Source organism: Demequina zhanjiangensis (genome assembly GCF_030418315.1).
GTDB lineage: Bacteria > Actinomycetota > Actinomycetes > Actinomycetales > Demequinaceae > Demequina > Demequina zhanjiangensis.
Genome location: NZ_JAUHPV010000001.1, coordinates 503,777 through 525,759, shown reverse-complemented (window position 1 = coordinate 525,759; position 21,983 = coordinate 503,777). Strand labels below are relative to the sequence as shown.

The following is a 21,983-nucleotide window of genomic DNA, read 5'->3' as shown; positions in this document are numbered from 1 at the left end:
ACTCATGACCGCTCTCGAGCCGCGAGTGTCTCCTACAGGAACCTCACGTCCGCTGGGACGGGTGAATCGCGCCCTCTCGCTGACTCAGCGGTGCTCCGCTCGCCTCGGTGCGATCGCGCAGGATCTCCGCGACGATCGAGACGGCGGTCTCCGAGGGAGTCGAGCCACCCAGGTCGAGTCCGATCGGCGACCGCAGGCGAGCGATCTGCTCCTCGCCGAGCCCCGCCTCGCGGAGCCGGGCCACGCGTCGCTCATGCGTGCGCCGCGAGCCCATCGCCCCGACGTAGCCGGCCTCGGATCGCAGCGCGATCTCGAGGGTGGGGATGTCGAAGCGCTCCTCGTGGGTCAGGACGCAGACGGCATCGCGCTCGTCCAGAGCCACTCCCGCGAGGTAGCGATCCGGCCACATCGCGACCACCTCGTCCGCCTCGGGGAACCGCGCCTGGGTGGCGAACACGGGGCGCGCGTCGACCACTGTGACGCGGTAGCCGAGCGCCTTCGCAGCCGACGCGAGAGCACCCGAGAAATCCACGGCGCCCACGATCACCATGGCGGGCGCAGCTTCCCGTACCAGGGAGAACGGCCCTCCTGCGCGTTCCGGATGGCGCGGGATGCGCACCTCGACCCGTTCGTTCGGCACGAGCGACTCGCGCAGGGCCTGCACCACCGCGCCGTCATCCTCGGACAGCCGGAAGGCGACCACGCCGAGCGAGCCACCGCATGCGAGTCCCGCCGCGTAGAGGTCTCCCTCGCCGCCAAGATCCACATCCACGAGCCCACCCTCGGCGAGGACCTGCGTCGCGAGGTCGTAGGCCTCGCCCTCGACGCAGCCGCCGGAGATCGAGCCGATCGCGCGGCCATCGCGCGTCACCGCCATCGCGGAGCCGACGGCGCGGGGCGCCGAGCCGTGCACCGCCGTCACCACGACCACACCGAGCGGGGCGCCCGCCTCCAGCTCGGCGAGCATCTCGCGGGCGATCTCGAACACGCGCACCTCCGGGTCTGGGAACTGCCAGCCAGTGTAGGACCGCGCGCCACCCCTTCAAGGAGCCTCCATGCCTGACATCGACCTGGTCATCCGAGCCACCCGCGCGCTCATCGACGGAGAGGAGAGGCCCGCGTCCGTCGCCGTCACCGACGGCGTGATCGTGGGCGTCGGCGCTGTCGACGCGTCCTGGGATGCTGAGTCGACCGTGACGCTCCCTGACGACGAGGTGCTGATCCCCGGTGTGGTGGACACGCATGTGCACGTCAACGAGCCGGGCCGCACCGAGTGGGAAGGCTTCGCGTCCGCCACCTCAGCGGCGGCAGCGGGCGGAGTGACGACGATCATCGACATGCCTTTGAACTCGATCCCTCCCACCACGACCCTGGAGGCGCTCGAGGTCAAGCGCTCGGTCGCGGCCGCCAAGGCGCGCGTGGACGTCGGTTTCTGGGGCGGGGCGATCCCGTCGTCCCTTGGGCACCTGCGCGAGCTCCACGAGGCGGGCGTGTTCGGCTTCAAGTGCTTCCTCGCGCCCTCGGGCGTGGACGAGTTCCCCGAGCTCGACGCTTCTCAGCTCCGGGCAGCCATGGAGGAGATCGCGTCCTTCGGCGGTCGACTCATCGTGCACGCGGAGGACCCGCGTCACCTGGACGACGCCGGCATCCCCGGGACGGATCCCGTCGCCTTCGCCTCCACCCGCCCGGACGCGGCCGAGGTGACGGCCATTCAAGCGGTCATCGACGGCGTGCGCGCGACGGGTGTCCGGGCGCACATCCTGCACCTGTCGTCGGCGGCTGCGCTGCCAGAGATTCGCGCGGCCAAGGCGGAGGGGCTGCCGCTGACCGTGGAGACCTGCCCCCACTACCTGACCTTCGACGCAGCCCACATCCCTGCTGGTGGGACGCAGTACAAGTGCTGCCCGCCGATCCGCGACGAGGCGAACCGGGAGGCGCTGTGGGAGGCGCTGTTCGACGGCACGATCGACATCATCGCCTCGGATCACTCCCCCGCGACCGCCGACCTGAAGCTCGCGGGCGAGGGTGACTTCGCGCTCGCGTGGGGCGGCATCGCGGGCCTCGAGGTGAGCCTCAGCGCGATCTGGACCGGAGCGTCGGCACGCGAGCGCAGCCTGGCGGACGTGCTGGGCTGGATGTCGGCGTCGACGGCTGCCTGGGCGGGCCTGGACTCGAAGGGCGGCATCGCAGTCGGGAAGGACGCCGACCTGGTGGCCTTCGCCCCTAACGACGAGCGCGTCATCCACGCCGGGGAGCTGCACCACAAGAACGCGGTCACCGCGTTCGATGGGCACACGCTGCGCGGCCGCGCGCGGACCACGTGGCTGGGCGGCACCGTGGTGCACGGCGAGGGTGCGACGGAGGGCGTGACGGGCACGCTGCTCGCGCGACCCTAGGCGCGCCTCTACTCCCCCTCAACCTGCAGAGACGCCGAGGGCCCCACACCTTGCGGTGCGGGGCCCTCGGGTGCTGATGGACCTGACGACTAGAACTCCCAGTCGTCGTCCGTCGTCTCCTCGTGCTTTCCGATCACGTAGGACGAGCCGGAGCCTGAGAAGAAGTCGTGGTTCTCGTCCGCGTTGGGCGACAGGGCCGAGAGGATGGCCGGGTTGACGTCCGTGACGGTGTTGGGGAACAGCGCCTCGTAGCCCAGGTTCATGAGGGCCTTGTTGGCGTTGTAGTGCAGGAACTTCTTGACGTCCTCGGTCAGTCCGACGCCGTCGTAGAGGTCCTGCGTGTACTGGACCTCGTTGTCGTAGAGGTCGTAGAGCAGGTCGAAGGTGTACGCCTTGAGCTCCTCGCGGCGCTCGGGGGTGACCTTCTCGAGGCCCTTCTGGTACTTGTAGCCGATGTAGTACCCGTGCACGGCCTCGTCGCGGATGATGAGGCGGATCAAGTCGGCAGTGTTCGTGAGCTTGGCTCGCGAGGACCAGTACATGGGCAGGTAGAAGCCCGAGTAGAACAGGAACGACTCGAGCAGGGTCGAGGCGACCTTGCGCTTCAGCGGGTCGTCGCCACGGTAGTAGTCCATGACGATCTTGGCCTTGCGCTGCAGGTTCTGGTTCTCGGTGGACCAGCGGAACGCGGCGTCGATCTCGGGCGTGGAGCAGAGCGTGGAGAAGATCGACGAGTAGCTCTTGGCGTGCACCGACTCCATGAACGCGATGTTCGTGTAGACGGCCTCCTCGTGCGGCGTGAGCGCATCGGGGATGAGCGACACGGCGCCGACGGTGCCCTGGATGGTGTCCAGGAGCGTGAGGCCGGTGAACACGCGCATGGTGAGCGTCTGCTCCTCGGGCGTCAGCGTGTTCCACGACTGCACGTCACCAGAGATCGGCACCTTCTCGGGCAGCCAGAAGTTACCCGTGAGGCGGTTCCACACCTCGACGTCCTTCTCGTCAGGGATGCGGTTCCAGTTGATCGCGTCCACGTGGCTGACGAGGGTCAGCTTCTCACTCATATCTGTTCCTTCTTCGCTTCCTTGAGGTCACACATCACAGCATGCAGCTGACGCAGCCCTCAACCTCGGTGCCCTCAAGCGCCATCTGGCGGATGCGGATGTAGTAGATCGTCTTGATGCCCTTGCGCCACGCGTAGATCTGCGCGCGGTTGATGTCGCGCGTGGTGGCGGTGTCGGGGAAGAAGAGCGTGAGCGACAGACCCTGGTCCACGTGCTGCGTGGCGGCCGCGTAGGTGTCGATGATCTTCTCGGGGCCGATGTCGTACGCGTCCTGGAAGTACTCCAGGTTGTCGTTGTCCATGAACGGCGCCGGGTAGTAGACGCGGCCGAGCTTGCCTTCCTTGCGGATCTCGATACGCGACGCGATCGGGTGGATCGACGACGTGGAGTTGTTGATGTACGAGATCGATCCGGTGGGCGGCACGGCCTGCAGGTTCTGGTTGAAGATGCCGTGCTCCTGGACGGAGGCCTTGAGCTCGCGCCAGTCGTCCTGCGTGGGGATGTGGATGCCGGCATCGGCGAACAGCTGGGCCACGCGCTCGGTGGCGGGCTTCCACTCCTGGTCCGTGTACTTGTCGAAGAACTCGCCGGTGGCGTACTTGGAGTTCTCGAAGTTCTCGAACGCGGTCCCCTGCTCCATCGCGATCTTGTTCGAGGCCTGGATGGCGTGGAACAGCACCGTGTAGAAGTAGATGTTGGTGAAGTCGACGCCCTCCTCGGATCCGTAGTGGATCCGCTCGCGGCCCAGGTAGCCGTGGAGGTTCATCTGGCCGAGTCCGATCGCGTGGCTGCGGTCGTTGCCGTACTTGATGGACGGAACCGAGTCGATGCTGGACTGCGTGGAGACGGCGGTGAGGCCGCGGACTGCGATCTCGACGGTCTGCTCGAGGTTCCCACCGTCCATCGCGGTTGCGATGTTCATGGAGCCCAGGTTGCAGGAGATGTCCTTGCCGGTCTCGGCATAGGTCAGGTCCTCGTTGAACTTGGAGGGCGTGTTGACCTGGAGGATCTCGGAGCACAGGTTGGACATGTTGATGCGGCCCTGGACCGGGTTGGCCTTGTTCACCGTGTCCTCGAACACGATGTACGGGTAGCCCGACTCGAACTGCAGCTCGGCCACGGTCTGGAAGAAGTGGCGGGCTGCGATCTTGGTCTTGCGGATCCGCGGGTCGTCGACCATCTCGTGGTACTTCTCGGTGATCGAGATGTCGCCGAACGGGACGCCGTAGACGCGCTCCACGTCGTACGGGGAGAAGAGGTACATCTCCTCGTTGTTCTTGGCGAGCTCGAACGTGATGTCGGGCACGACGATGCCGAGCGAGAGAGTCTTGATGCGGATCTTCTCGTCCGCGTTCTCACGCTTGGTGTCCATGAACTTCATGATGTCGGGGTGGTGCGCGGAGAGGTACACCGCGCCGGCACCCTGACGCGCGCCGAGCTGGTTCGCGTAGGTGAAGGAGTCCTCGAGCAGCTTCATCACGGGGATGATGCCGGACGACTGGTTCTCGATGTGCTTGATGGGCGCGCCGGACTCGCGGATGTTGGACAGCGAGAGGGCCACACCGCCGCCGCGCTTGGACAGCTGCAGGGCGGAGTTGATGGAGCGGCCGATGGACTCCATGTTGTCCTCGATGCGGAGCAGGAAGCAGGAGACGAACTCGCCGCGCTGCGCCTTGCCGGCGTTGAGGAAGGTGGGGGTGGCGGGCTGGAAGCGGCCGGCGATGATCTCGTCGACGAGCTTGGTGGCGAGCTCGGTGTCGCCCGCGGCGAGGGTGAGCGCGACCATGACGACGCGGTCCTCGTAGCGCTCGAGGTAGCGCTTCCCGTCGAACGTCTTGAGCGTGTACGACGTGTAGTACTTGAAGGCGCCGAGGAAGGTGGGGAACCGGAACTTCTTGGAGTACGCGCGCTCGGTGAGGTCCTGCACGAACGAGAAGTCGTACTGGTCCAGGATCTCGGGCTCGTAGTACTTCTTCTCGACCAGGTAGTCGAGCCGCTCCTTGAGGGAGTGGAAGAAGACGGTGTTCTGGTTGACGTGCTGCAGGAAGTACTCGCGGGCCGCCTCGCGGTCCTTGTCGAACTGGATCTTCCCCTCAGTGTCGTAGAGGTTCAGCATCGCGTTGAGCGAGTGATAGTCCATGCCCGTCCTGGGCTTCTCGATCACAGTTGCTTCCACAGGTCATCCAATCCCTCACGGACGGCGGTGACGTCGTCCTGAGTTCCGAAGAGTTCGAACTTGTACAGGTGTGGCACGTGGCACTTCGCGGCGACGATGTCGCCGGCGATGCAGTAGGCCGTGCCGAAGTTGGTGTTGCCCGCGCTGATCACACCCCGGATCAGCGAGCGGTTGTGCTCGTCGTTCAGGAACTTGATGACCTGCTTGGGGACGGCTCCCCCTTCGTTGCCGCCACCGTAGGTCGGCAAGACGAGCACGTAGGGCTCGTCCACCGTGAGGGGCTCGTCCTTGGGCCGAAGCGGGATCCGGTCGGCGGGGACACCGAGCTTGTCGATGAACCGCTTGGTGTTCTCCGAGGTCGAGGAGAAGTAGACCAGCGAGGCCATGACGAAGGGCTCCGCTAGGAGGCGACCCGCTCGGCGAGGGCCGCGATGCGGTCCGGCTGGAAGCCCGACCAGTGCTCGTCGCCGGCGATGACGACGGGCGCCTGCAAGTAGCCCAGGTCCATGACGGTGTTGTAGGCGTCCTGGTCCTCGGTGACGTCAAAGATCTCGAACTCGATCTCAGCGCGCTCAAGCGCCTTCTTGGTGGCCGTGCACTGCACGCACTGGGGCTTGGAGTAGACCGAGATCGTCATGAGCGGTTCCTTTCGAGGATGAGTCCCTTGGGGCGAGCAACACTATATATGGGGTGATGACGCGTCAACCGACACAACATGGTGTGTCGTAGAAGAATTCTTGCATCGGGGTCTGACAAACGCGACTCCAGCCCTGGCAGACCCCGAGAAGGACACGCCGACGACACGCCGACGACACGCAGGCGACACGCCGGAGGCCCTGCGTACGTTCCCCGTGGGTCGTTTCGGGACGCGCGAAACGGCTCACGAATCTGCGCCAGATCGGCGGCCTCGGCGTGTCGCAGCGTCCGCAGAGACCCCACCGCCACCCCCGTAATGTCGAGGAAATCAACATCGCATAGCGTGTTCCTGCGCGACTCGGCCGCGGCCCTGCGACCGAGCCCCCTGGGGCGCACCGGGGCCGTCCCTCACGACCCGGACCCCTGGACCCGTCCGTCGACTCGCAGGAGCAGCCCCGCATGCAGATCCCCTCAGGCCCCGCAGCGCCCGGGCGGACGCGCGTCTACCGCGCACACATCTTCCACATCGCAGGCACTCCCGCACAGCAGGAGGTCGCCTCGCACCTCGTCTCCCTCCCCGACGGCGCTCTCGTGGTCGACGCCGACGGCCGGGTCGCCTGGATCGGAGACTTCGCCTCGTTGCCCGCGGAGCACGTCGACGCTCCCGTGACCCGCGCGGACTACCTGCTGCCGGGCTTCGTGGACGGCCACGTGCACTACCCGCAGTCGTACGCGACGGCGGCGCACGGCGGCGGCCAGCTGCTCGAATGGCTCGAGCACTGCATCTTCCCCACCGAGGGCCAGTTCGCCGATCCCGACTTCGCGCACCGCGCCGCTCGCTACTTCACCCGGCGCCGCATCGCGGCCGGCACGACCGCAGCCATGGTCTTCGGCTCGGCCTTCCCCGTGGCTCAGGATGCGCTGTACGAGGAGACGCTCAAGGCGGGCCTGCGCGTCGTCTCCGGCCGTGGCGTGCAGACCGTGGGCCCCGCCGCCGCGTCGGCCCTGCTGACCGGCGAGAAGGAGGCCATCTCGATGGTGGCCGACGAGATCGACCGCTGGCACGCCGTCGACACCGGCGACCCCCGCACCGCACGCGTCCAGGTGGGCATCGTGCCCCGCTTCTCCTTGTCCGTCACGCGTCAGACGCTCGCCGCCATGGGCGAGCTGTACGACGAGGCGCGCGGCAAGGGCGTCTACTTCCACTCGCACCTCAACGAGAACAACCGGAAGGGCGACGGCGAGATCGCGGCCGTCCTCGGCGCCTACGGCACACAGACGTACCTCGACACGTACGACGGCCGGTTCGAGGAGGGCTCCAAGGTGGGCGGCTCCTCGCTGCTGGGCCGGCGGTCGACGCTCGCCCACGCGGTGCACTGCCAGCCCGAGGAGCTCGCCCGCATGGCGGAGACGGGCACGTCGATCGCGCACTGCCCCACCTCCCAGCTGTTCCTGGGCTCGGGGACGATGCCGTGGCGGGCGACCGTCGCGTCGGGAGTGAACGTGTCGCTCGGCACCGACATCGGCGCGGGTGACGAGTGGCTGATCTCCCGCGTCGCGGGCGACTGCTACAAGGTCCACATCTCGGAGCCCGGGGACGACGGCACGGCGCTGCATCCCGCCGAGCTGCTGTTCGCCGCGACCCTCGCAGGCGCGCGGGCGCTCGACATGGAGCATGCGTTCGGCAACTTCGACCCGGGCAAGGACGCGGACTTCCTGCTGATCGACAAGGCGCTGTGGGAGCCGCTGGACGGGATGCTCACCATGGGCATCCGCTCAGATGACGAGGAGCAGGCGACGCTCGAAGAGCTGTTCACCCTCCTCGTCGGCCTGCGCCAGCCGGCGATCGCCGGCGTCTACGTGCAAGGCCGCGAGACGATCGCGCCGGAGCTCTAACGCCCTCTCCCCCAAGCGGGTCACTCACCGCCGCTTTCAGCGCCGTTTCGCCGCTCCGGGGTCACCCACCGTCGCTTTCCACGGCGTGTCACGCCTTGCGGGTCACCCACCGCCGCGTCACCACCCGCGTCGGCTGTTTCGGGATGGCCAGTGCCCGTTCTCGGAAGTGCGCGCATCTGGCGGGTAGTTGAGTGCCCTTGGGCGTGACTCAGGCCGGCTTGCCGACTATGCGCTAATCCACCCCCACCCGGTACGCACTGTGAGAGGGCCGGCGAGGCCGGGTGGCGCGCGGCTCGCGCCGCTGGCGCACCCGGCCCCCGCTCGGCACCTTCGAGATCCTGCCACCCGAGCAGGCAAGTCTCCGGCGAACCCGGAACCCGTCAAGCCCGTGCGCAAGCGCGGGGCTGTGGGATGCGCTCGCCGCGCATGCACATGGTTACGTTGCCTCTGAGTGATCGGGCTTGACCGAACCCGGAACCGCCTGGGGCTAGCCGCTATCGAATGGCCGGAGGGGTCTGGGTGGCTGACCAGTTACGTTGCAGATTCAAGTGAAGAACGCGCCACGCGCGTTGGGCCGCACCGGAGCTCTACTCCGACACAGTGCCTTCGGAGAGCGCCCATATCTCGCGCGCGATCGCAGCGTAGCGCTCCGGTGGCCCAGCAACCTGAGCATCGAACCAGCGGACGAACTCCTCGTGGACGATGCGGCGGAGGTCATCGACGTCTGCCGCTTCGGGCAAGCGCATCACAATGGTCTGTGCCTCAGCCCGATACTCGTCAGTGTTCTCCTCGAAGTTGATTCCGATCGGGTCATGTCGAAACAGCAACTCTTCGACACGCGCGACCAACTCTTCCTGGCCAACAAGCGCTCGCTCCCGAGCGAGACTCTCTGCTCGAACCGCTTCGACCTTACGGTCCCAGTCTCGACTTCGGGTTGATCGTGCAAACCATCGGCGCATAGGTCCAGCATGCCGGACAGACGGCGTGCGAGGGCCTCTCCGCATAGAACAATTTGGGTGCCTTGAAGCGCAGAGGGCTTGCCGGACCAAGCCGCCGCTATGCAAGACTGCGAATCATGACCGATGTCTCTCAGCGCATCTCACGCCGCATTTCACGGGACTTCAGCCGAGACGCGGAAGGTGTGACCGAACTGCTTTCCACCATGCGCCTGATGGGCTCGGTCGACCATGAGCGCGTCCAGGCCGCCGTTGTGCTCGCCGCAAGGGGGCAACTCGACAGGGTCGTCGACGCTGTGGACCTTGCCGAGACTGACTACCGGGACATTCTCGCGGCCAGCGGACTCGCGAACGAGGACTGGGCCTCACGCCTCGAATCCGAGTTTGGGTCGGCCGACAGCTAACCGGGTGGATTAACAACTAGCGGGCTTGCCGGACCAGTTGATGCGTGGGCTCAACGCAGCGCTCAAGCTAGCCTTTCGCCATGGAGAAGGGCACCTGGCGAGAGCCCACAGCCGAAGAGCGAGCGCTGCTGCAGGCGTGGCTCGACTCGTGGAACCGGCTCACTGGCGACACCGGTGAGGTCGCACCAACGGCCCGAGCGCGTACCACATGCTCGTGCGGCACATGCGCGGACTTCGACCTCTCACCGGTGCGAATCGAGCGGTCCCACGTCCAGCTGTCACGGCTACCTGTGTCGGCAAAGGCATGCGACAGTAGCGGCGAGATCGTGGCGGGTCTCATCGCCTGGAACAGCGGCGATGACGTCATCGGCCTCGAGATCCAGAGCTATGTCGACGAGCCGGTGATTCTTGGCGAACTCACCTTCACTTTCGACCTAGAAGACTTCTAGCCGACGAAGCAACCGGTACCGCATTAGCTTGTCAAGAACGCGCTTGCACGCTCGAGCGTGCAGAAGTGACTGGAGAAGCGAAGTGGAGCGTGCAAGGCTCCAGGTCACTGACCCTCTCGTGCCCGATTCTCAGTCAGTTGTGCACGGTGCCAGTCCCCCGGAGCGGCACACGCGGGCACGGGCACGCGCAAGCGCGGACCAGCAGCCAGACGGATTGCCGGTCTCCTCCCTGACTACTACTCAAGCGCCAGCCGCACCAGCCCGCTGAAGAGGGTGACCGCCGCGAAGATCCCGACGAATGCACCCGCGACGATCAACGGCTCCCTCGACCCGTGCTCGCCCTGGGCTCGGGCCGCGCGGCTGAACCGCCACGTGATCGGCAACGGCAGTGCGAGCGCGATCAGCGAGCCGAGCAGCGCGAGGGCCATGACCCACCAGGGCGGGGTGGTGCTGGCGATGTCGTATCCGAGGAGGGCGGGTATCGCCTCACCCACGAGGAACGCGGCGAGCAGGCCGACGGGGATGAGCCCGAGCGACCACCATGCCTTGTGCATCGCCGAACCGCGCGCGTGATGCGGTGCGGCGGGATGCGGGACTGCTGTGCTCATGTCCATGCACCTCTTCTCCGAGGTGGGCCGGGTCGGCTCGCACGGGCGTGGGAGCCGTCGCTCCGGACATCTCCAGCGTACGCGCGGCGGGGGCGGCAGGGCGTGCGAGAATCGCCCGCATGCCTGTCGTCTCCGATCGTGTCTCCGAGCGCATCTCTGACGACTTCGGTGCGTCCGCGCCTCAGGTGCTGAGCGCGCTCGAGCGACTGCCGGTGGATGTCCACACCGATGCGGAACGGGTCCATGCGGCGGTGCTGCTGGTCGCGCGCGGCAATCGCTCGATGCTGGCCGACGCGCTGGAGCATGCGGCGTCGGACTGGCGGGACCTTCTGGATCGCGCGGGGCTGGCCGACGCGTCGTGGCGAGATCGCCTGGACGACGAGCTCGGCACCGCCGACGTCAGGCCGACGCCTCCACGCGCCTGACCCGGGTCAGTCCGCGTCCTCTGCGCCCCAGTAGGCGACGAGGCTCTGGATCAGCCCGTCCTCGTTCACGGTGACCACATCGATGCCGCGCTGGCGGGCGATGGGGCCTCGCGGCGGGGTCGCGGTGTACGTGAAGGGGAACGCGACTGCAGGACCTGCGCCGCGAAGGTCTCCGCGCGCGAACTCGACGGTCGTCCCGTCTGACGGCAGGACTGATGCGAAGGCCTTGCGGATCTCGTCGGCTCCGGTCGCGACAGGCGTGCCGATCGGGTCCTCGCGGGTCGCGTCGGCCGCGAAGAGGGCGGTCAGCGCGTCGACGTCGCGTGCGGACATGGCGGTGGCGTAGCGGCGGACGGCGTCCTCCGCGAGCTCACGGGGTGCGTGGTGCTCGGTAGTAGTCATATGCCGACGCTAGAACGACGACGGCAGGCATCCGAGTCTCCCCCAGGAGGGGCCCCAGCAGAGCCACCCGGGACGGGAATGCGTCCAGTCTCAGTCGAGCGAGAGGGTGACGGTGATGGGGCCGCCGCCCGCGTTCAGCAGGCTCTCGAGCTCGGCCTGCGACAGACCTTCAAGACGGCCGAGCCGGGTGAAGCTCCAGGTGTTGGGGCCGTAGTAGATGACGAGCGCGCTGCCCTGGTAGAGGATCACGTCGCCTGGCGCGGTGGTGATGCGGACGTTGTTGGTGGGCAGGTCGAAGCCGAGCGGCCCCACCTTCTCCATGCCGCCGTAGTCGGCCATCTCGAGAGTGACGGGTCCGTCGGTGAGTCGCTCGCGCAGCGCGTCGACCGACGAGTTCTCCTCGAGCGTCACGGGCACGCTCCGGCCGTTGATCGTGAGCTGCATGGTGTTCTCCGCTTCCTGCTGTGCGTGATTGTCGGCGTCGGGACTCGCGCTTCCCGCCCATTCGAGGGTGGGGGCGACGACCTCGTCGTCCGTGGAGGGGTTCTGGGTCGCGGCCGACGATGCGGGCGCGGTCGTCGGCTCGGCGGCCGTGACACCTTCGGGGCCGGCGCTGCAAGCGGTCAGGGCGATGAGTGCGACCACACTCACGGCCAAGGCTGGGATGAACCCGCGTCGGCGCCATGCGTCGCTCCGGAACGTGCGAGTGCCCATGCCCGACCTTCCCGATGTCAACGCCCACGGCTTCACCCGCTCAGCCTCGCGCATCCAGCACGCGGAAGGAGAGTCTCAGCCGTGAGGGGTGCCGCCAAAGCCTCCCTCGGGCGGGAAGGTCGGTCGCCCTACCCGCAGCCCGGCGCTCGGCGCGCCGCTGCTCACTGGGCGGCTCGGAAGCCGTGTCAGCCGAGGACGCGGCGGATCGCGGTGGGAGTCTCGTAGACCTTCCGCTCCTGCACGTAGCTGCCGCGGTAGGGCGCGTCGATCATCTGCCCGTCGCCGATGTAGATGCCGATGTGGGATCCGCCATCGAAGATGAGGAGGTCGCCGATCTTCGCGTCGTCCATGGACTCGACGGCGGTGCCGATCTTTCCCTGGTCGCGGGCGACGCGGGGGATGCCGTCCACGCCGAGGTCGGTGAACGAGCGCAGGACGAGGCCGGAGCAGTCGAGGCCGCCTTCGGAGAGCGACTCGCCGCCCCACACGTACTTCACGCCCAGATACTCGCGCGCCGCTTCGACGAGGTCCTTGCCCGTCGGGCCTTCCGGCGTCCGCGTCGTCGGCGCGTCGGCGACAGGTGAGGTCGGGAAGAGCGAGGCGAGGGAGGACAGCTGCGACGAGCCGCTGACGCCGCCCAGGAAGCTGCCACCGCCGAGCATCGCGGCGATCCCGGAGGGAGAGGTCGCACCAGCCAGCGATCCCATGCCGGAGGCCGACGCTCCACCGCTGAACAGGCCGACGGCGTTCGCAAGCGAGGAGGCGAACTCTGCGCCCGTGCCTGACCCGGTGGCCCCCGCGCGCGACGTGGCTGCGGAGGTGGGCGACACGAGCGTCGAGATCTGGGCCATGCGCACCTGCATCGAGGCGACGGATTCGATGGGGCTCATGGGCACACCTCCGGTAGCGGTCGTGTCGGCCGATCCGTGGCGCGCGAAAGAGCGATCCGTGCTCACCGCCCCTATCGGCGAGCGCCGACGCGGCGTGAGGGATTTCCCTGACCTGCTCCTCTACCTGGTGCTACGTTGATCCGGGGGAAAGAAGACTTGGGGGGCAACGATGCATCGGACGGCGAAGCGGTGTCTGTGGTGGGCGGCTGGTCTGGCCGGGCTGGGCGCGCTGTGGCTCGCCTACGGCACGGACATCGTGCTCGGGTTCCAGCGGACGGTGGGGGCGAACGCGGAACCCGCGCTCTACGCGTTCGGGTACGTATCGACGCTGGTGCACAGCCTCGCGATGCCGCTTGCGGCCGCGCTCGTCGGAGCGGCGATCGTGATCCAGACGCTCGCACCCAAGAGCGCTGCGGACGACTGACCCCTCCCCCGCCCTCGGTCCCGGTGCCGCATCCCTCTGACGGCACTAACCTGTAAGGCGTGAACGCACCCATCGACTGCACCTCCACGTCCGCGTGGGCCGAGCTCGAGGCCCACAAGTCCGCCTTCACTCCCGACCTGCGAGGCTGGTTCGCCGCCGACGCCGGTCGTGTGGAGCGCATGAGCCTGCCGCTCGCCGACCTTCACGTCGACCTGTCGAAGAACCTCGTGACCGACGAGATCCTCGCCTCGCTCGTGAAGCTCGCCGAGGAGACTGGCGTCGCGGACCGCTACGCCGCGATGCTCGCGGGCGAGCACATCAACACGACCGAGGACCGTGCCGTCCTCCACACCGCGCTTCGCCGCCCTGCCGGGATGGAGCCTGCGCTCGTGGTCGACGGTCAGGACGTCGACTCGGACGTCCAGGAGGTCCTCGCCTCCATGTCGGCCTTCGCGGAGCGCGTGCGCTCGGGCGAGTGGCTCGGCATCACCGGCAAGAAGGTCGAGACGATCGTCAACATCGGCATCGGCGGCTCCGACCTGGGCCCCGTGATGGTCTACGAGACCCTCGAGCCGTACGCGACCGCCGGCATCGAGGCGCGCTTCGTCTCCAACATCGACCCGACGGACATGGGCCAGAAGGTGAAGGGCCTTGACCCCGAGACGACGCTGTTCATCGTCGCCTCCAAGACCTTCACGACGCTCGAGACGCTCACCAACGCGCGTCTCGCCCGTGACTGGCTGTGGACCGCACTCGCGGAGGCCGGCGTCGCCGTCGGCACCGACGAGGAGAAGGCCGACGCCGTCGCCCACCACTTCGTCGCAGTCTCCACCGCGCTGGACAAGGTCGCGGCCTTCGGCATCGACCCGGCGAACGCGTTCGGCTTCTGGGACTGGGTGGGAGGCCGCTACTCGGTCGACTCGGCCATCGGCCTGTCGCTGTCCATCGCGCTCGGCCCGGACGTCTTCGGCGACCTGCTCGAGGGGTTCCACGCCGTCGACAAGCACGTCGCGGAGACGCCGCTCGCGGAGAACGTGCCCGTCCTCATGGGCCTGCTCAACGTCTGGTACGTCAACTTCCTGGGCGCGCAGTCGCACGCCGTGCTGCCCTACGCGCAGCAGCTGCACCGCTTCCCGGCCTACCTGCAGCAGCTCACCATGGAGTCCAACGGCAAGTCGGTGCGCTGGGACGGCACCCCCGTCACCACCGAGACCGGCGAGATCTTCTGGGGCGAGCCTGGCACCAACGGCCAGCACGCGTTCTACCAGCTGATCCACCAGGGCACGAAGCTCATCCCTGCGGACTTCATCGCTGTCGCCAACCCGGCCTACCCCCTCGAGGACGGCGGCCAGGACGTGCACGCGCTGTTCCTCGCGAACTACCTGGCGCAGACCAAGGCGCTGGCCTTCGGCAAGACCGCCGAGGAGGTCGAGGCGGAGGGCACCACCGGCGCGCTCGTCGCAGCCCGCACCTTCGCAGGCAACAGGCCGACCACGTCGATCTTCGCCCCGTCCCTCACCCCGCAGGTGCTGGGCCAGCTGATCGCGCTGTACGAGCACATCACGTTCACGCAGGGCGTCATCTGGGGCATCAACTCCTTCGACCAGTGGGGAGTCGAGCTCGGCAAGAAGCTGGCGCTCGAGATCGCTCCCGCGATCGAGGGCGATGACGCGGCGCTGTCCGCGCAGGACGCCTCCACGCAGGCGCTCATCGCCTACTACCGCGCCAACCGCAAGTAGCAGATCGGGCGCCCGAGGGCGCTCGGTTGTGGCTCAGCGGCTGGACCGCGGACGCGACGAGGGGCCGGTCACCGGAAGGTGGCCGGCCCCTCGTGCATGTCACCGGCGCGCGCCTCCAGCCCTGGTCAAGATCCGCCACCGAGGCGGCTCGCGAGCTGCCGTGCGTCGTCGGCCACATCGTCGGGCTCGATCACGGTGACGGGCGCGAGAAGCGCGAGTCTGGCGATGGTCATCATGAGCCGTCCCCGGTCCTCTGCGCGGAGCTCGAGCGTGCAGCTCGCGTCGTGGGACTCGACGACGGTGTGCTCGACCCACGGGAACGAGCCCTCAAGCCGGTCGACCGGCGCCTGCACCTCCACCCGTGCGACATGCGGGCGGGGCATCGCCGCGAGCGACTCGGCAAGGTGCGTCGCTGCATCGTCTCCCGGGACGTTGCGCGCGGCGAAGCGACGGCCGGTCGGGCGGACGTCGCTCAGGCGGTCCACTCGGAAGGTGCGCCAGTCGTCGCGGTCGCGGTCCCATGCGATCAGGTACCAGCGGCGTCCCGCAGTGACGAGCTGGGCGGGCTCCACATGCCGCGCGCTCTCGGTCGCGTCGTGACGTCGGTACGTGAAGCGCAGCGCCTCCGTGTCGCGGCAGGCGGCGGCGACGAGGCCGAGCAGCGCGCCGTCGACGACGCCGTCGTTCTCGAGAGGCATGACGCTGAGGTGGGTGTGGACCGCGGAGACGCGTCTGCGGAGGTGGGCCGGCAAGAGGCTCTCGATCTTGGCGAGTGCTCGGAGCGAGGTCTCCTCGACCCCGCCGATCGCGCCTCCCGCCGTGTAGCGCAGCCCCACGGCCACGGCGACCGCCTCCTCGTCGTTGAGCAGCAGCGGCGGCAGATGCGCTCCCGTCGCGAGCCGATAGCCGCCGTGCGGGCCAGCCGTGGCGTCCACGGGATAGCCGAGCGCGCGCAGCCTGTCCACGTCGCGGCGCAGAGTGCGCTCCGTGACCGCCAGCCGTGCGGCGAGGTCAGACCCGCTCCACCAGCGATGGGTCTGCAGAAGCGAGAGCAGTTCCAGCGCGCGTCCTGTCGGGTGGTTCGGCATGATCTCAGTCTGCCGCGCATTGCGGACCGATTCTGTCCGCATCTGTTCTTACCGTCGGGGAACCCGGCCAAGCCGCGTCGGCGCACGACCCCACCGAGAGGACCACCCATGACATCCGCCACCGCCTTCCCCGAGGCCGCGTTGATTCCCGTGAACGGCATCGAGCTCGAGGTGTTCGAAGCCGGAACGGAGAACCGCGGCAATCCGATCGTGCTCTGCCACGGCTGGCCCGAGCTCGCCTACTCGTGGCGCCACCAGATCCCCGCGCTCGTCGCCGCCGGCTACCACGTGATCGTCCCCAACCAGCGGGGCTACGGCCGCTCGACCCGGCCCGACGACGTGGCGGCCTACGGGATCGAGCAGCTCACCGGCGACCTGGTCGCCCTCCTGGACCACTACGGATACGACGACGCCACCTTCGTGGGACACGACTGGGGCGCGATGGTCGTGTGGGGCCTCGCGCTCTTGCACCCCGGGCGAGTCAACCGGGTGATCAACATGAGCCTGCCCTATCAGGAGCGAGGCGCGATGCCCTGGATCGACGCGATGGAGCAGTTCCTGGGGCCCGACTACTACTTCGTCCACTTCAACAGGAGGCCGGGCGTCGCCGACGCCGTGCTCGACGCGAACACGGGACGATTCCTGAGCAACCTCTACCGGAAGAACCTCCCGGCGACGCCGCCCGAGCCGGGCATGGTGATGATCTCGCTCGCGGAGGCCGAGGCGCCGTTGGGCGAGCCTGTCATGAGCGACGACGATCTCGCCGTCTACACCTCGACCTTCGACGCGTCAGGCTTCACGGGCGGAATCAACTGGTACCGCAACCTCGACGCGAACTGGCATGTGCTCGGTGAGGTGGATCCGATCGTCCAGCAGCCCACCCTGATGATCTACGGCACGCGGGACACGATTCCCCCGTCGCCCACGCTGACGACGTTCGTGCCTCGCGCGGAGGTCGTCGAGCTCGACTGCGGGCACTGGATCCAGGAGGAGATGCCCGAGGAGACGACCGCGGCGATGCTCACGTGGCTCCGCGCACAGGACGACTTCGTGGCGGGCTGACCACGCCATCCGGGACGCCGCCGCGCCTGCACAGGAGCGCTCGGGTCAGGCGGCGGCCCGGCCCGCGGTCGCGAGCGCCTCGACGAGCTGCTCCACCGTCGGCGCACCCTGCATGCCGTCGGGAGTCTCGTACACACGGCAAGCCAGGCCGACGGTCGCGTCGGCCACAGGGAAGAGGTCGCGGCCATCCAGGCGCAGCGTCGGCGAGCCGGGAAAGGCAAGCTCCGCGGCATGGCCCTCGTCGGTCACGAGCACACGCTCCACCGTGCTCGTCGCGCACACGCGCGAGAGCGCGCGGATCAGCCGCGCCTCGGCCTCACGCCAGCTCGGGCATCCGTCGAAGTACAGCAGTTGCACCCGCATGGACCCATGATGCGCCGACGGCCCGCGAGATGCGGGCCGTCGGCTGAGGTTTCACACGATGTTCACGCGCGGGTGAGCGCTCCGAGGGCGACGGACACCATGGCGGCGAACGTCTTCTCGCGCTCGTCGGCCTCGAGGAACTCGCCCTTGACCACGTGGTCGGACACGGTGCCCACCATGAGCGCCTCGACGCCCTCCGCGGCGGCGACCGCGTAGAGGCCCGCGGCCTCCATCTCGACCGCGAGCGTCCCGTACGCGGCAAGGCGCGGCACGAGCGTCTCGTCGGGCTGGTAGAACGCGTCAGACGTCAGCACCGGGCCGACGCGCAGGGGCGCCCCGGCCTCGTCGGCGTAGTCGGCCGCGGCGCGCAGCAGCGAGAACGACGGCGCGTGCGAGTAATGCACGCCGGGAAGGCGCCTCGCGGTCATCTCGGAGTCGGTGTGCGCGGACGAGGCCGCGACCACGTCGCCCAGCTGGAGGTCCATGTGGATGCCACCGACGGTGCCCACGCGCACAAGACGCTTCACACCGTAGTTGCGCACCAGCTCGGTGGTGTAGATCGTCGCCGACGGCATGCCCATGCCGGTCGCCATGACCGACATGGGACGCCCCTGGTAGGTACCCGTGTAGCCGAGGATGCCGCGCACCTCGGTGACGAGCTCGGCGTCATCGAGGAACGTCTCGGCGATGCGCGTGGCGCGGCGTGGGTCGCCGGGCAGAAGGATGTCGGGTGCGAAGGCGCCGTCGGGCGCTGCGATGTGGGGGGTAGGCATGGTGTCGAGCCTATCCCTCCGCGCGTTTCGCGCCGATGTCGGGCTATGCCTCGAGGACCGCCGCCGCCGCGCGCTCCTGCGCTCGGGACAGCGCCGTGGAGAACACCTCGAGCGGCTGGGCACCGGACACTGCGAAGACACGGTCGAACACGAAGAACGGGACTCCCGAGGCTCCGAGCGAGGCGGCCTCGTCGATGTCCGCCTGCACCTCGTCGTCGTACTGATCGGTCGCGAGCATCGCGCGGACCTCGTCTGCGTCGAGCCCGACCTCCGCCGCGAGGCCGGCGAGCACCTCAGCGTCGTCCACGATCGCACCCTCGGTGAACTGCGCCTTGAGCAGGCGGTCCTTCATCGGGCCACCCAGGCCCCGCTCCTGTGCGAAGTGCAGCACGCGGTGAGCATCACGGGTGTTCGCCTGGATGTAGTCGTCGAAGTTGTACTCGAGACCCTCCTCGACACCCAGGTCGACGAGACGCTGATCCATCTGGCGAATCTGGTCCTCGGGCGCATTGAACTTCTTCGCAAGCGCCTCAAGGTGAGGCGTGTGCTCACCGTGCGGGATCGACGGATCGAGCTGGAAGGACTTCCACGTCACGCTGACCTCGCCGTCGAAGGCGTCGATCGCCTTCTCGAGACGGCGCTTGCCCAGGTAGCACCAGGGGCACGCCACGTCAGACCAGACCTCAACCTCGACCATGGGGATCCTTCCAGGAACAGGCGGCATGAGCGCCGCACGGGGGAACGTCAAGAGGGTTCGCCCGGGGACTGGCGAACCCTCTGTCACGCTCAACCGCACGCCCCGCCGACGCATTCCCGCCGCGGCGGAAGATCTCCGGCACGAGCGCCCCGCAGGCGGGGCGACCGCGCTCAGCTGCCTCGGTACGTCGAGTACGCGAAGGGGCTGAGGAGCAGCGGCACGTGATAGTGCTCGCCGCCCGTGACGGAGAACGCGATCTCCACCTCGGGATAGAAGGTCTCGATCTGGCGCTTCGCGAAGTACACGTCGGTCTCGAAGCGCACCTGGTAGACGCCCGGCTCCAGAACGTCGGGTCCCAGGTCTCGCACGCGGCCGTCGGCGTCGGTGAGCCCCTGCGCGACCGGCTCCCAGCCCTCGGCCCCGCGCCGTGAGAGCGTCACGGCGATCCCGGAGGCAGGCGTCCCCGCCATCGCGTCCAGGACGTGAGTGGTGACATGACTCATGCGAGCGCCTCCTCATAGGTGGCGCGGAGCCTCAGCAGGGCGATGCCCCGCAGCTGGTCTGCGATCTCGGCGAGCTCCGCGTGATCGTCGTTGCCGAGCCGACGCTCAAGCTCCGCGACGACCTCCTCACGCGACCGTCCCGCGGCACGGATCAGGAACACGCGCCCGAAGCGCTCCTCATACTGCGCGTTGAGATCGGCAAGGCGGGCGGCGAGCGCCTCGTCCGGCGACTGCGACGCCTTCTGCTCGGCGGCGGAGAAGCGCGCCTCGACACCCTCACCCTTCGCGCGGTCGCCGATCCGCGGGTGCGCCGCGAGCGCCTCGTCGATCTCGGCCTCCGTCAGCGGCGTGGCGATCGACACCGCGGCGCGCTCCATCTCAAGCATGGAGTCGAACTCCAGCTCGGCCATCGCTGCCGCCCAGCGCTCGATGCGCAGGCAGGCCAGCAGGTCCTCGCGGGACGGTTTCACGGTCACAGCATCTCCCCTGGTCGCAGGCCGCGCCCGGGCAATGTGGCGCGTAGTGTCTCCAGTATGGCAAGGCAGGTGGCAGGCGCGGTCCTCGCCGCGGGCGCGGGCCGACGGGCAGGCGGACCCAAGGCGCTGCGACGCAAGGCGGACGGCACCCCGTGGGTCGAGCATGCGGCCTCGGTGCTCCGCGAGGCGGGCTGCGACCCCGTGATCGTGGTGCTCGGCGCGCAGGCCTTCGACGCTGAGCTTCTCGTTCCCGACTGGGCGGACACGGTCGTCGCCTGGGACTGGTCAGACGGGCAGGCCGCATCGCTGCGAACCGTCGTGGAGCGAGCCGCCGAGTCGGGAGCCGAGGCGCTGCTCGTCACGCTCGTGGATCTTCCCGGCCAGACTGTCGAGGCGGCTCGTCGCGTCATCGACGCGGCGGAGGACGACGTGCTGCTGGCACGGGCCACGTTCGACGGCGCACCGGGCCACCCTGTGCTGATCTCGAAGGAGCACTGGGTCCCGATGGTGGCGTCGCTCACCGGGGACTCGGGTGCGCGCGACTATTTGGCAGCGCACGAGACGCTCATGGTCGACTGCACCGACCTTGCCGGCGGCACCGACGTAGACGACTGAGGCGAGTCACCGTCCGACGTTGTCCGCGATCACGGCTTGATCGCCGAAGTCAGGCAGCGGCTCCTCGGGGCACGTGTCGAGCACGGCGAGCATGGCATCGAGCTCCGCCTGGGTCACCCACACCTCATACTTCGTCTTCACCGCGACCTGCCGCGCCACGTAGTCGCAGCGATAGCCCTTGTTCGCCGGCAGCCAGGTGGCCGCGTCGGAGTCGCCCTTCTGGCGGTTCGCGGCCGCCTCGACGGGCTCCAGGTTGAGCGGATCGTTGGCGAATGCCACACGCTTCGCGTACTCCCACTGCGCGGCGCCCTTCTGCCAGGCGTCCGAGAGCGCCACGATGTGGTCGATGTCGACCTCGCTCGCTCCCCCGCGCTCGAAGTGGATCGCCGAGGCCGTGTACGGATCGTCGAGGTCTCCGGCGAGGACCACGCAGTCGCCGTCCATCTCCAGGTTCGTGAGCCGCAACTGCAGCTGGTCGTTGCGGGTGTCGCACCCGTTGCGGTCCACGTCCACCCAGCCGGACCCGAACTCATCGCGCTCGTAGCCGGTCTTCGCCGCGCGTCCCTTGACAGTGAGTTCGAGCGCCGCCGCGTAGGCGGTCCCCTCCACGCGCGACGACGCCGTGGGGCCGAGCTCACCGGTGGCGACCGTCGGAGAGACCTGTGGCGTCGCCGCCGAGGGACCCTCCGGATCGCCCTGCTGCGCCATGCCGAAGAGCACCGCCGCAAGGCCCGCAAGGAGCAGCAGGATCGCGAACATCGGCTCGGGACGGCCCGCGCCCCGCGTGCTGCTGTGCTGTGCCATCACCCCTCCCGCCTGACGTCTCGCACGAATGTAGTCGACAGCGCCGACATCAGGGGCACGCGAGATGTCGACCCCGGCACGAGAGCCCCAGCGGCGCGGCTAGGCTCAGTCGTAGGCGTCGACGAGGACGCTACGGATCCAGGAGGCCCGCATGCAGAAGTGGAGCAGAGGCGAGCTGGGAGTCATGTGGCTCGGGGTCGGCATCGCCGTCATCGTCGTCGCTCCCATCGCGTTCGACGGCATGTGGACTGCGATCGCTGTCGTCGTCGGTGCGGTGGCCCTCATCTACGGTGGCTCGTTGGCATGGACCGGGATCCGGAAGGACCCGACAGAAGAGACCCACGCGCCAGAGGCACAGCAGGACGCGCCGCCGAAGGACCAGCCCGGGGACAGCGCCGAGGGCGGCGCTCCTCGCAGCTGAGC

Annotated in this window: 27 protein-coding genes; 10 read left to right on the top strand and 17 right to left on the bottom strand. The window is 68.4% G+C overall.

From position 1 onward, the window contains the following. Positions 1–43 precede the first annotated feature (43 nt). A complete protein-coding gene (locus QQX04_RS02450) occupies positions 44–988 on the bottom strand; it encodes an XdhC family protein (protein ID WP_301125899.1) in 945 nt (314 codons plus the stop codon). Between the two features lie 67 nt (positions 989–1,055). Between QQX04_RS02450 and allB the strand changes: the two genes are divergently transcribed. Beyond that, complete coding sequence (gene allB, locus QQX04_RS02445) at positions 1,056–2,396, top strand: allantoinase AllB (RefSeq protein WP_301125897.1); 1,341 nt, start codon at positions 1,056–1,058, stop codon at positions 2,394–2,396. A gap of 89 nt (positions 2,397–2,485) precedes the next feature. Here the strand turns inward: allB and nrdF are convergent, their stop codons facing one another. The 4 genes from nrdF to nrdH are packed head-to-tail and all read right to left on the bottom strand — an operon-like array spanning position 2,486 to position 6,273. After that, complete coding sequence (nrdF, locus tag QQX04_RS02440) at positions 2,486–3,460, bottom strand: class 1b ribonucleoside-diphosphate reductase subunit beta (RefSeq protein WP_301125891.1); 975 nt, start codon at positions 3,458–3,460, stop codon at positions 2,486–2,488. A gap of 34 nt (positions 3,461–3,494) precedes the next feature. Further along, positions 3,495–5,600: a class 1b ribonucleoside-diphosphate reductase subunit alpha gene (nrdE, locus tag QQX04_RS02435; RefSeq protein WP_301126023.1), complete on the bottom strand. Its 2,106-nt coding sequence runs from the start codon at positions 5,598–5,600 to the stop codon at positions 3,495–3,497. 20 nt (positions 5,601–5,620) lie between these two features. Further along, positions 5,621–6,022 carry a class Ib ribonucleoside-diphosphate reductase assembly flavoprotein NrdI gene (gene nrdI, locus QQX04_RS02430; protein WP_301125889.1) on the bottom strand — a complete coding sequence of 134 codons (402 nt, stop codon included), beginning with the start codon at positions 6,020–6,022 and terminating at the stop codon, positions 5,621–5,623. 14 nt (positions 6,023–6,036) lie between these two features. Continuing rightward, positions 6,037–6,273, bottom strand: a complete 237-nt coding sequence (nrdH, locus tag QQX04_RS02425; protein ID WP_301125888.1) for a glutaredoxin-like protein NrdH — start codon at positions 6,271–6,273, stop codon at positions 6,037–6,039. Between the two features lie 458 nt (positions 6,274–6,731). On the opposite strand from nrdH, the gene QQX04_RS02420 reads away from it, so the two are divergent. Then, on the top strand, positions 6,732–8,168 hold the full coding sequence (locus QQX04_RS02420) for an amidohydrolase family protein (protein WP_301125886.1): 1,437 nt from the start codon (positions 6,732–6,734) through the stop codon (positions 8,166–8,168). Positions 8,169–8,755: 587 nt separating this feature from the next. Here the strand turns inward: QQX04_RS02420 and QQX04_RS02415 are convergent. Then, complete coding sequence (locus tag QQX04_RS02415) at positions 8,756–9,127, bottom strand: hypothetical protein (RefSeq protein WP_301125884.1); 372 nt, start codon at positions 9,125–9,127, stop codon at positions 8,756–8,758. Between the two features lie 116 nt (positions 9,128–9,243). Here QQX04_RS02415 and QQX04_RS02410 point away from each other — a divergent pair, with 116 nt between their 5' ends. After that, entirely contained in the window at positions 9,244–9,528 is a 285-nt protein-coding gene (locus QQX04_RS02410; protein ID WP_301125882.1) for a hypothetical protein, read from the top strand. An 80-nt stretch (positions 9,529–9,608) separates the two neighbouring features. Beyond that, positions 9,609–9,977, top strand: a complete 369-nt coding sequence (locus tag QQX04_RS02405) for a hypothetical protein (RefSeq protein ID WP_301125880.1) — start codon at positions 9,609–9,611, stop codon at positions 9,975–9,977. A gap of 236 nt (positions 9,978–10,213) precedes the next feature. Here the strand turns inward: QQX04_RS02405 and QQX04_RS02400 are convergent, their stop codons facing one another. Beyond that, on the bottom strand, positions 10,214–10,585 hold the full coding sequence (locus QQX04_RS02400) for a hypothetical protein (RefSeq protein WP_301125878.1): 372 nt from the start codon (positions 10,583–10,585) through the stop codon (positions 10,214–10,216). A 119-nt stretch (positions 10,586–10,704) separates the two neighbouring features. On the opposite strand from QQX04_RS02400, the gene QQX04_RS02395 reads away from it, so the two are divergent. Next, on the top strand, positions 10,705–11,010 hold the full coding sequence (locus QQX04_RS02395; RefSeq protein ID WP_301125876.1) for a hypothetical protein: 306 nt from the start codon (positions 10,705–10,707) through the stop codon (positions 11,008–11,010). Between the two features lie 6 nt (positions 11,011–11,016). Here QQX04_RS02395 and QQX04_RS02390 read toward each other — a convergent pair whose 3' ends face one another. From QQX04_RS02390 to QQX04_RS02380, 3 genes are all read right to left on the bottom strand, one after another. After that, positions 11,017–11,412: a nuclear transport factor 2 family protein gene (locus QQX04_RS02390; RefSeq protein WP_301125874.1), complete on the bottom strand. Its 396-nt coding sequence runs from the start codon at positions 11,410–11,412 to the stop codon at positions 11,017–11,019. Between the two features lie 90 nt (positions 11,413–11,502). Then, on the bottom strand, positions 11,503–12,063 hold the full coding sequence (locus QQX04_RS02385) for a cyclophilin-like fold protein (RefSeq protein ID WP_301125872.1): 561 nt from the start codon (positions 12,061–12,063) through the stop codon (positions 11,503–11,505). 248 nt (positions 12,064–12,311) lie between these two features. Continuing rightward, on the bottom strand, positions 12,312–13,016 hold the full coding sequence (locus QQX04_RS02380) for a C40 family peptidase (protein WP_301125870.1): 705 nt from the start codon (positions 13,014–13,016) through the stop codon (positions 12,312–12,314). Between the two features lie 169 nt (positions 13,017–13,185). Between QQX04_RS02380 and QQX04_RS02375 the strand changes: the two genes are divergently transcribed. Both QQX04_RS02375 and pgi read left to right on the top strand, forming a co-directional pair. Next, a complete protein-coding gene (locus QQX04_RS02375) occupies positions 13,186–13,440 on the top strand; it encodes a hypothetical protein (protein ID WP_301125868.1) in 255 nt (84 codons plus the stop codon). A 59-nt stretch (positions 13,441–13,499) separates the two neighbouring features. After that, positions 13,500–15,179, top strand: coding sequence for a glucose-6-phosphate isomerase (pgi, locus tag QQX04_RS02370; protein WP_301125867.1), 1,680 nt, complete (start codon positions 13,500–13,502; stop codon positions 15,177–15,179). 125 nt (positions 15,180–15,304) lie between these two features. Here pgi and QQX04_RS02365 read toward each other — a convergent pair whose 3' ends face one another. Continuing rightward, positions 15,305–16,267, bottom strand: coding sequence for a helix-turn-helix transcriptional regulator (locus tag QQX04_RS02365; protein ID WP_301125865.1), 963 nt, complete (start codon positions 16,265–16,267; stop codon positions 15,305–15,307). Between the two features lie 108 nt (positions 16,268–16,375). Between QQX04_RS02365 and QQX04_RS02360 the strand changes: the two genes are divergently transcribed. Beyond that, entirely contained in the window at positions 16,376–17,329 is a 954-nt protein-coding gene (locus QQX04_RS02360; RefSeq protein WP_301125863.1) for an alpha/beta fold hydrolase, read from the top strand. 45 nt (positions 17,330–17,374) lie between these two features. On the opposite strand, the gene QQX04_RS02355 is transcribed toward QQX04_RS02360, so the two are convergent. The 5 genes from QQX04_RS02355 to QQX04_RS02335 all read right to left on the bottom strand — a co-directional run bounded on the left by QQX04_RS02355 (position 17,375) and on the right by QQX04_RS02335 (position 20,141). Next, positions 17,375–17,692, bottom strand: a complete 318-nt coding sequence (locus QQX04_RS02355) for a DF family (seleno)protein (protein WP_301125861.1) — start codon at positions 17,690–17,692, stop codon at positions 17,375–17,377. Between the two features lie 62 nt (positions 17,693–17,754). After that, a complete protein-coding gene (deoD, locus tag QQX04_RS02350; protein WP_301125860.1) occupies positions 17,755–18,465 on the bottom strand; it encodes a purine-nucleoside phosphorylase in 711 nt (236 codons plus the stop codon). A 43-nt stretch (positions 18,466–18,508) separates the two neighbouring features. Next, the gene (locus QQX04_RS02345) at positions 18,509–19,162 is read right to left on the bottom strand and encodes a DsbA family oxidoreductase (protein WP_301125859.1); all 654 of its coding nucleotides are present in this window, start codon (positions 19,160–19,162) and stop codon (positions 18,509–18,511) included. Between the two features lie 170 nt (positions 19,163–19,332). After that, positions 19,333–19,665, bottom strand: coding sequence for a hydroxyisourate hydrolase (gene uraH, locus QQX04_RS02340; protein WP_301125858.1), 333 nt, complete (start codon positions 19,663–19,665; stop codon positions 19,333–19,335). Then, positions 19,662–20,141, bottom strand: coding sequence for a 2-oxo-4-hydroxy-4-carboxy-5-ureidoimidazoline decarboxylase (locus QQX04_RS02335; RefSeq protein WP_301125856.1), 480 nt, complete (start codon positions 20,139–20,141; stop codon positions 19,662–19,664). The genes uraH and QQX04_RS02335 overlap by 4 nt, the downstream gene beginning before the upstream one ends. Before the next feature lie 57 nt (positions 20,142–20,198). Between QQX04_RS02335 and QQX04_RS02330 the strand changes: the two genes are divergently transcribed. Further along, entirely contained in the window at positions 20,199–20,756 is a 558-nt protein-coding gene (locus tag QQX04_RS02330; protein ID WP_301125854.1) for a nucleotidyltransferase family protein, read from the top strand. Positions 20,757–20,762: 6 nt separating this feature from the next. Here QQX04_RS02330 and QQX04_RS02325 read toward each other — a convergent pair whose 3' ends face one another. Further along, positions 20,763–21,560, bottom strand: coding sequence for an HNH endonuclease family protein (locus QQX04_RS02325; RefSeq protein WP_301125852.1), 798 nt, complete (start codon positions 21,558–21,560; stop codon positions 20,763–20,765). 151 nt (positions 21,561–21,711) lie between these two features. On the opposite strand from QQX04_RS02325, the gene QQX04_RS02320 reads away from it, so the two are divergent. Then, a complete protein-coding gene (locus tag QQX04_RS02320) occupies positions 21,712–21,981 on the top strand; it encodes a hypothetical protein (protein ID WP_301125850.1) in 270 nt (89 codons plus the stop codon). The last annotated feature ends 2 nt before the right edge of the window (positions 21,982–21,983 follow it).

What these genes read in the sequence shown, in the direction of transcription:
- QQX04_RS02380 (WP_301125870.1), bottom strand. Translation starts at nt 13,016, where the DNA reads ATGAGCCCCATCGAATCCGTCGCCTCGATGCAGGTGCGCATGGCCCAG.
- QQX04_RS02390 (WP_301125874.1), bottom strand. Translation starts at nt 11,412, where the DNA reads ATGACTACTACCGAGCACCACGCACCCCGTGAGCTCGCGGAGGACGCC.
- QQX04_RS02345 (WP_301125859.1), bottom strand. Translation starts at nt 19,162, where the DNA reads ATGGTCGAGGTTGAGGTCTGGTCTGACGTGGCGTGCCCCTGGTGCTAC.
- QQX04_RS02375 (WP_301125868.1), top strand. Translation starts at nt 13,186, where the DNA reads ATGCATCGGACGGCGAAGCGGTGTCTGTGGTGGGCGGCTGGTCTGGCC.
- QQX04_RS02355 (WP_301125861.1), bottom strand. Translation starts at nt 17,692, where the DNA reads ATGCGGGTGCAACTGCTGTACTTCGACGGATGCCCGAGCTGGCGTGAG.
- QQX04_RS02400 (WP_301125878.1), bottom strand. Translation starts at nt 10,585, where the DNA reads ATGAGCACAGCAGTCCCGCATCCCGCCGCACCGCATCACGCGCGCGGT.
- QQX04_RS02415 (WP_301125884.1), bottom strand. Translation starts at nt 9,127, where the DNA reads ATGCGCCGATGGTTTGCACGATCAACCCGAAGTCGAGACTGGGACCGT.
- QQX04_RS02330 (WP_301125854.1), top strand. Translation starts at nt 20,199, where the DNA reads ATGGCAAGGCAGGTGGCAGGCGCGGTCCTCGCCGCGGGCGCGGGCCGA.
- nrdI (WP_301125889.1), bottom strand. Translation starts at nt 6,022, where the DNA reads ATGGCCTCGCTGGTCTACTTCTCCTCGACCTCGGAGAACACCAAGCGG.
- QQX04_RS02320 (WP_301125850.1), top strand. Translation starts at nt 21,712, where the DNA reads ATGCAGAAGTGGAGCAGAGGCGAGCTGGGAGTCATGTGGCTCGGGGTC.
- nrdE (WP_301126023.1), bottom strand. Translation starts at nt 5,600, where the DNA reads ATGGACTATCACTCGCTCAACGCGATGCTGAACCTCTACGACACTGAG.
- nrdH (WP_301125888.1), bottom strand. Translation starts at nt 6,273, where the DNA reads ATGACGATCTCGGTCTACTCCAAGCCCCAGTGCGTGCAGTGCACGGCC.
- uraH (WP_301125858.1), bottom strand. Translation starts at nt 19,665, where the DNA reads ATGAGTCATGTCACCACTCACGTCCTGGACGCGATGGCGGGGACGCCT.
- deoD (WP_301125860.1), bottom strand. Translation starts at nt 18,465, where the DNA reads ATGCCTACCCCCCACATCGCAGCGCCCGACGGCGCCTTCGCACCCGAC.
- QQX04_RS02395 (WP_301125876.1), top strand. Translation starts at nt 10,705, where the DNA reads ATGCCTGTCGTCTCCGATCGTGTCTCCGAGCGCATCTCTGACGACTTC.
- nrdF (WP_301125891.1), bottom strand. Translation starts at nt 3,460, where the DNA reads ATGAGTGAGAAGCTGACCCTCGTCAGCCACGTGGACGCGATCAACTGG.
- QQX04_RS02325 (WP_301125852.1), bottom strand. Translation starts at nt 21,560, where the DNA reads ATGGCACAGCACAGCAGCACGCGGGGCGCGGGCCGTCCCGAGCCGATG.
- QQX04_RS02405 (WP_301125880.1), top strand. Translation starts at nt 9,609, where the DNA reads ATGGAGAAGGGCACCTGGCGAGAGCCCACAGCCGAAGAGCGAGCGCTG.
- QQX04_RS02420 (WP_301125886.1), top strand. Translation starts at nt 6,732, where the DNA reads ATGCAGATCCCCTCAGGCCCCGCAGCGCCCGGGCGGACGCGCGTCTAC.
- QQX04_RS02410 (WP_301125882.1), top strand. Translation starts at nt 9,244, where the DNA reads ATGACCGATGTCTCTCAGCGCATCTCACGCCGCATTTCACGGGACTTC.
- QQX04_RS02360 (WP_301125863.1), top strand. Translation starts at nt 16,376, where the DNA reads ATGACATCCGCCACCGCCTTCCCCGAGGCCGCGTTGATTCCCGTGAAC.
- QQX04_RS02365 (WP_301125865.1), bottom strand. Translation starts at nt 16,267, where the DNA reads ATGCCGAACCACCCGACAGGACGCGCGCTGGAACTGCTCTCGCTTCTG.
- allB (WP_301125897.1), top strand. Translation starts at nt 1,056, where the DNA reads ATGCCTGACATCGACCTGGTCATCCGAGCCACCCGCGCGCTCATCGAC.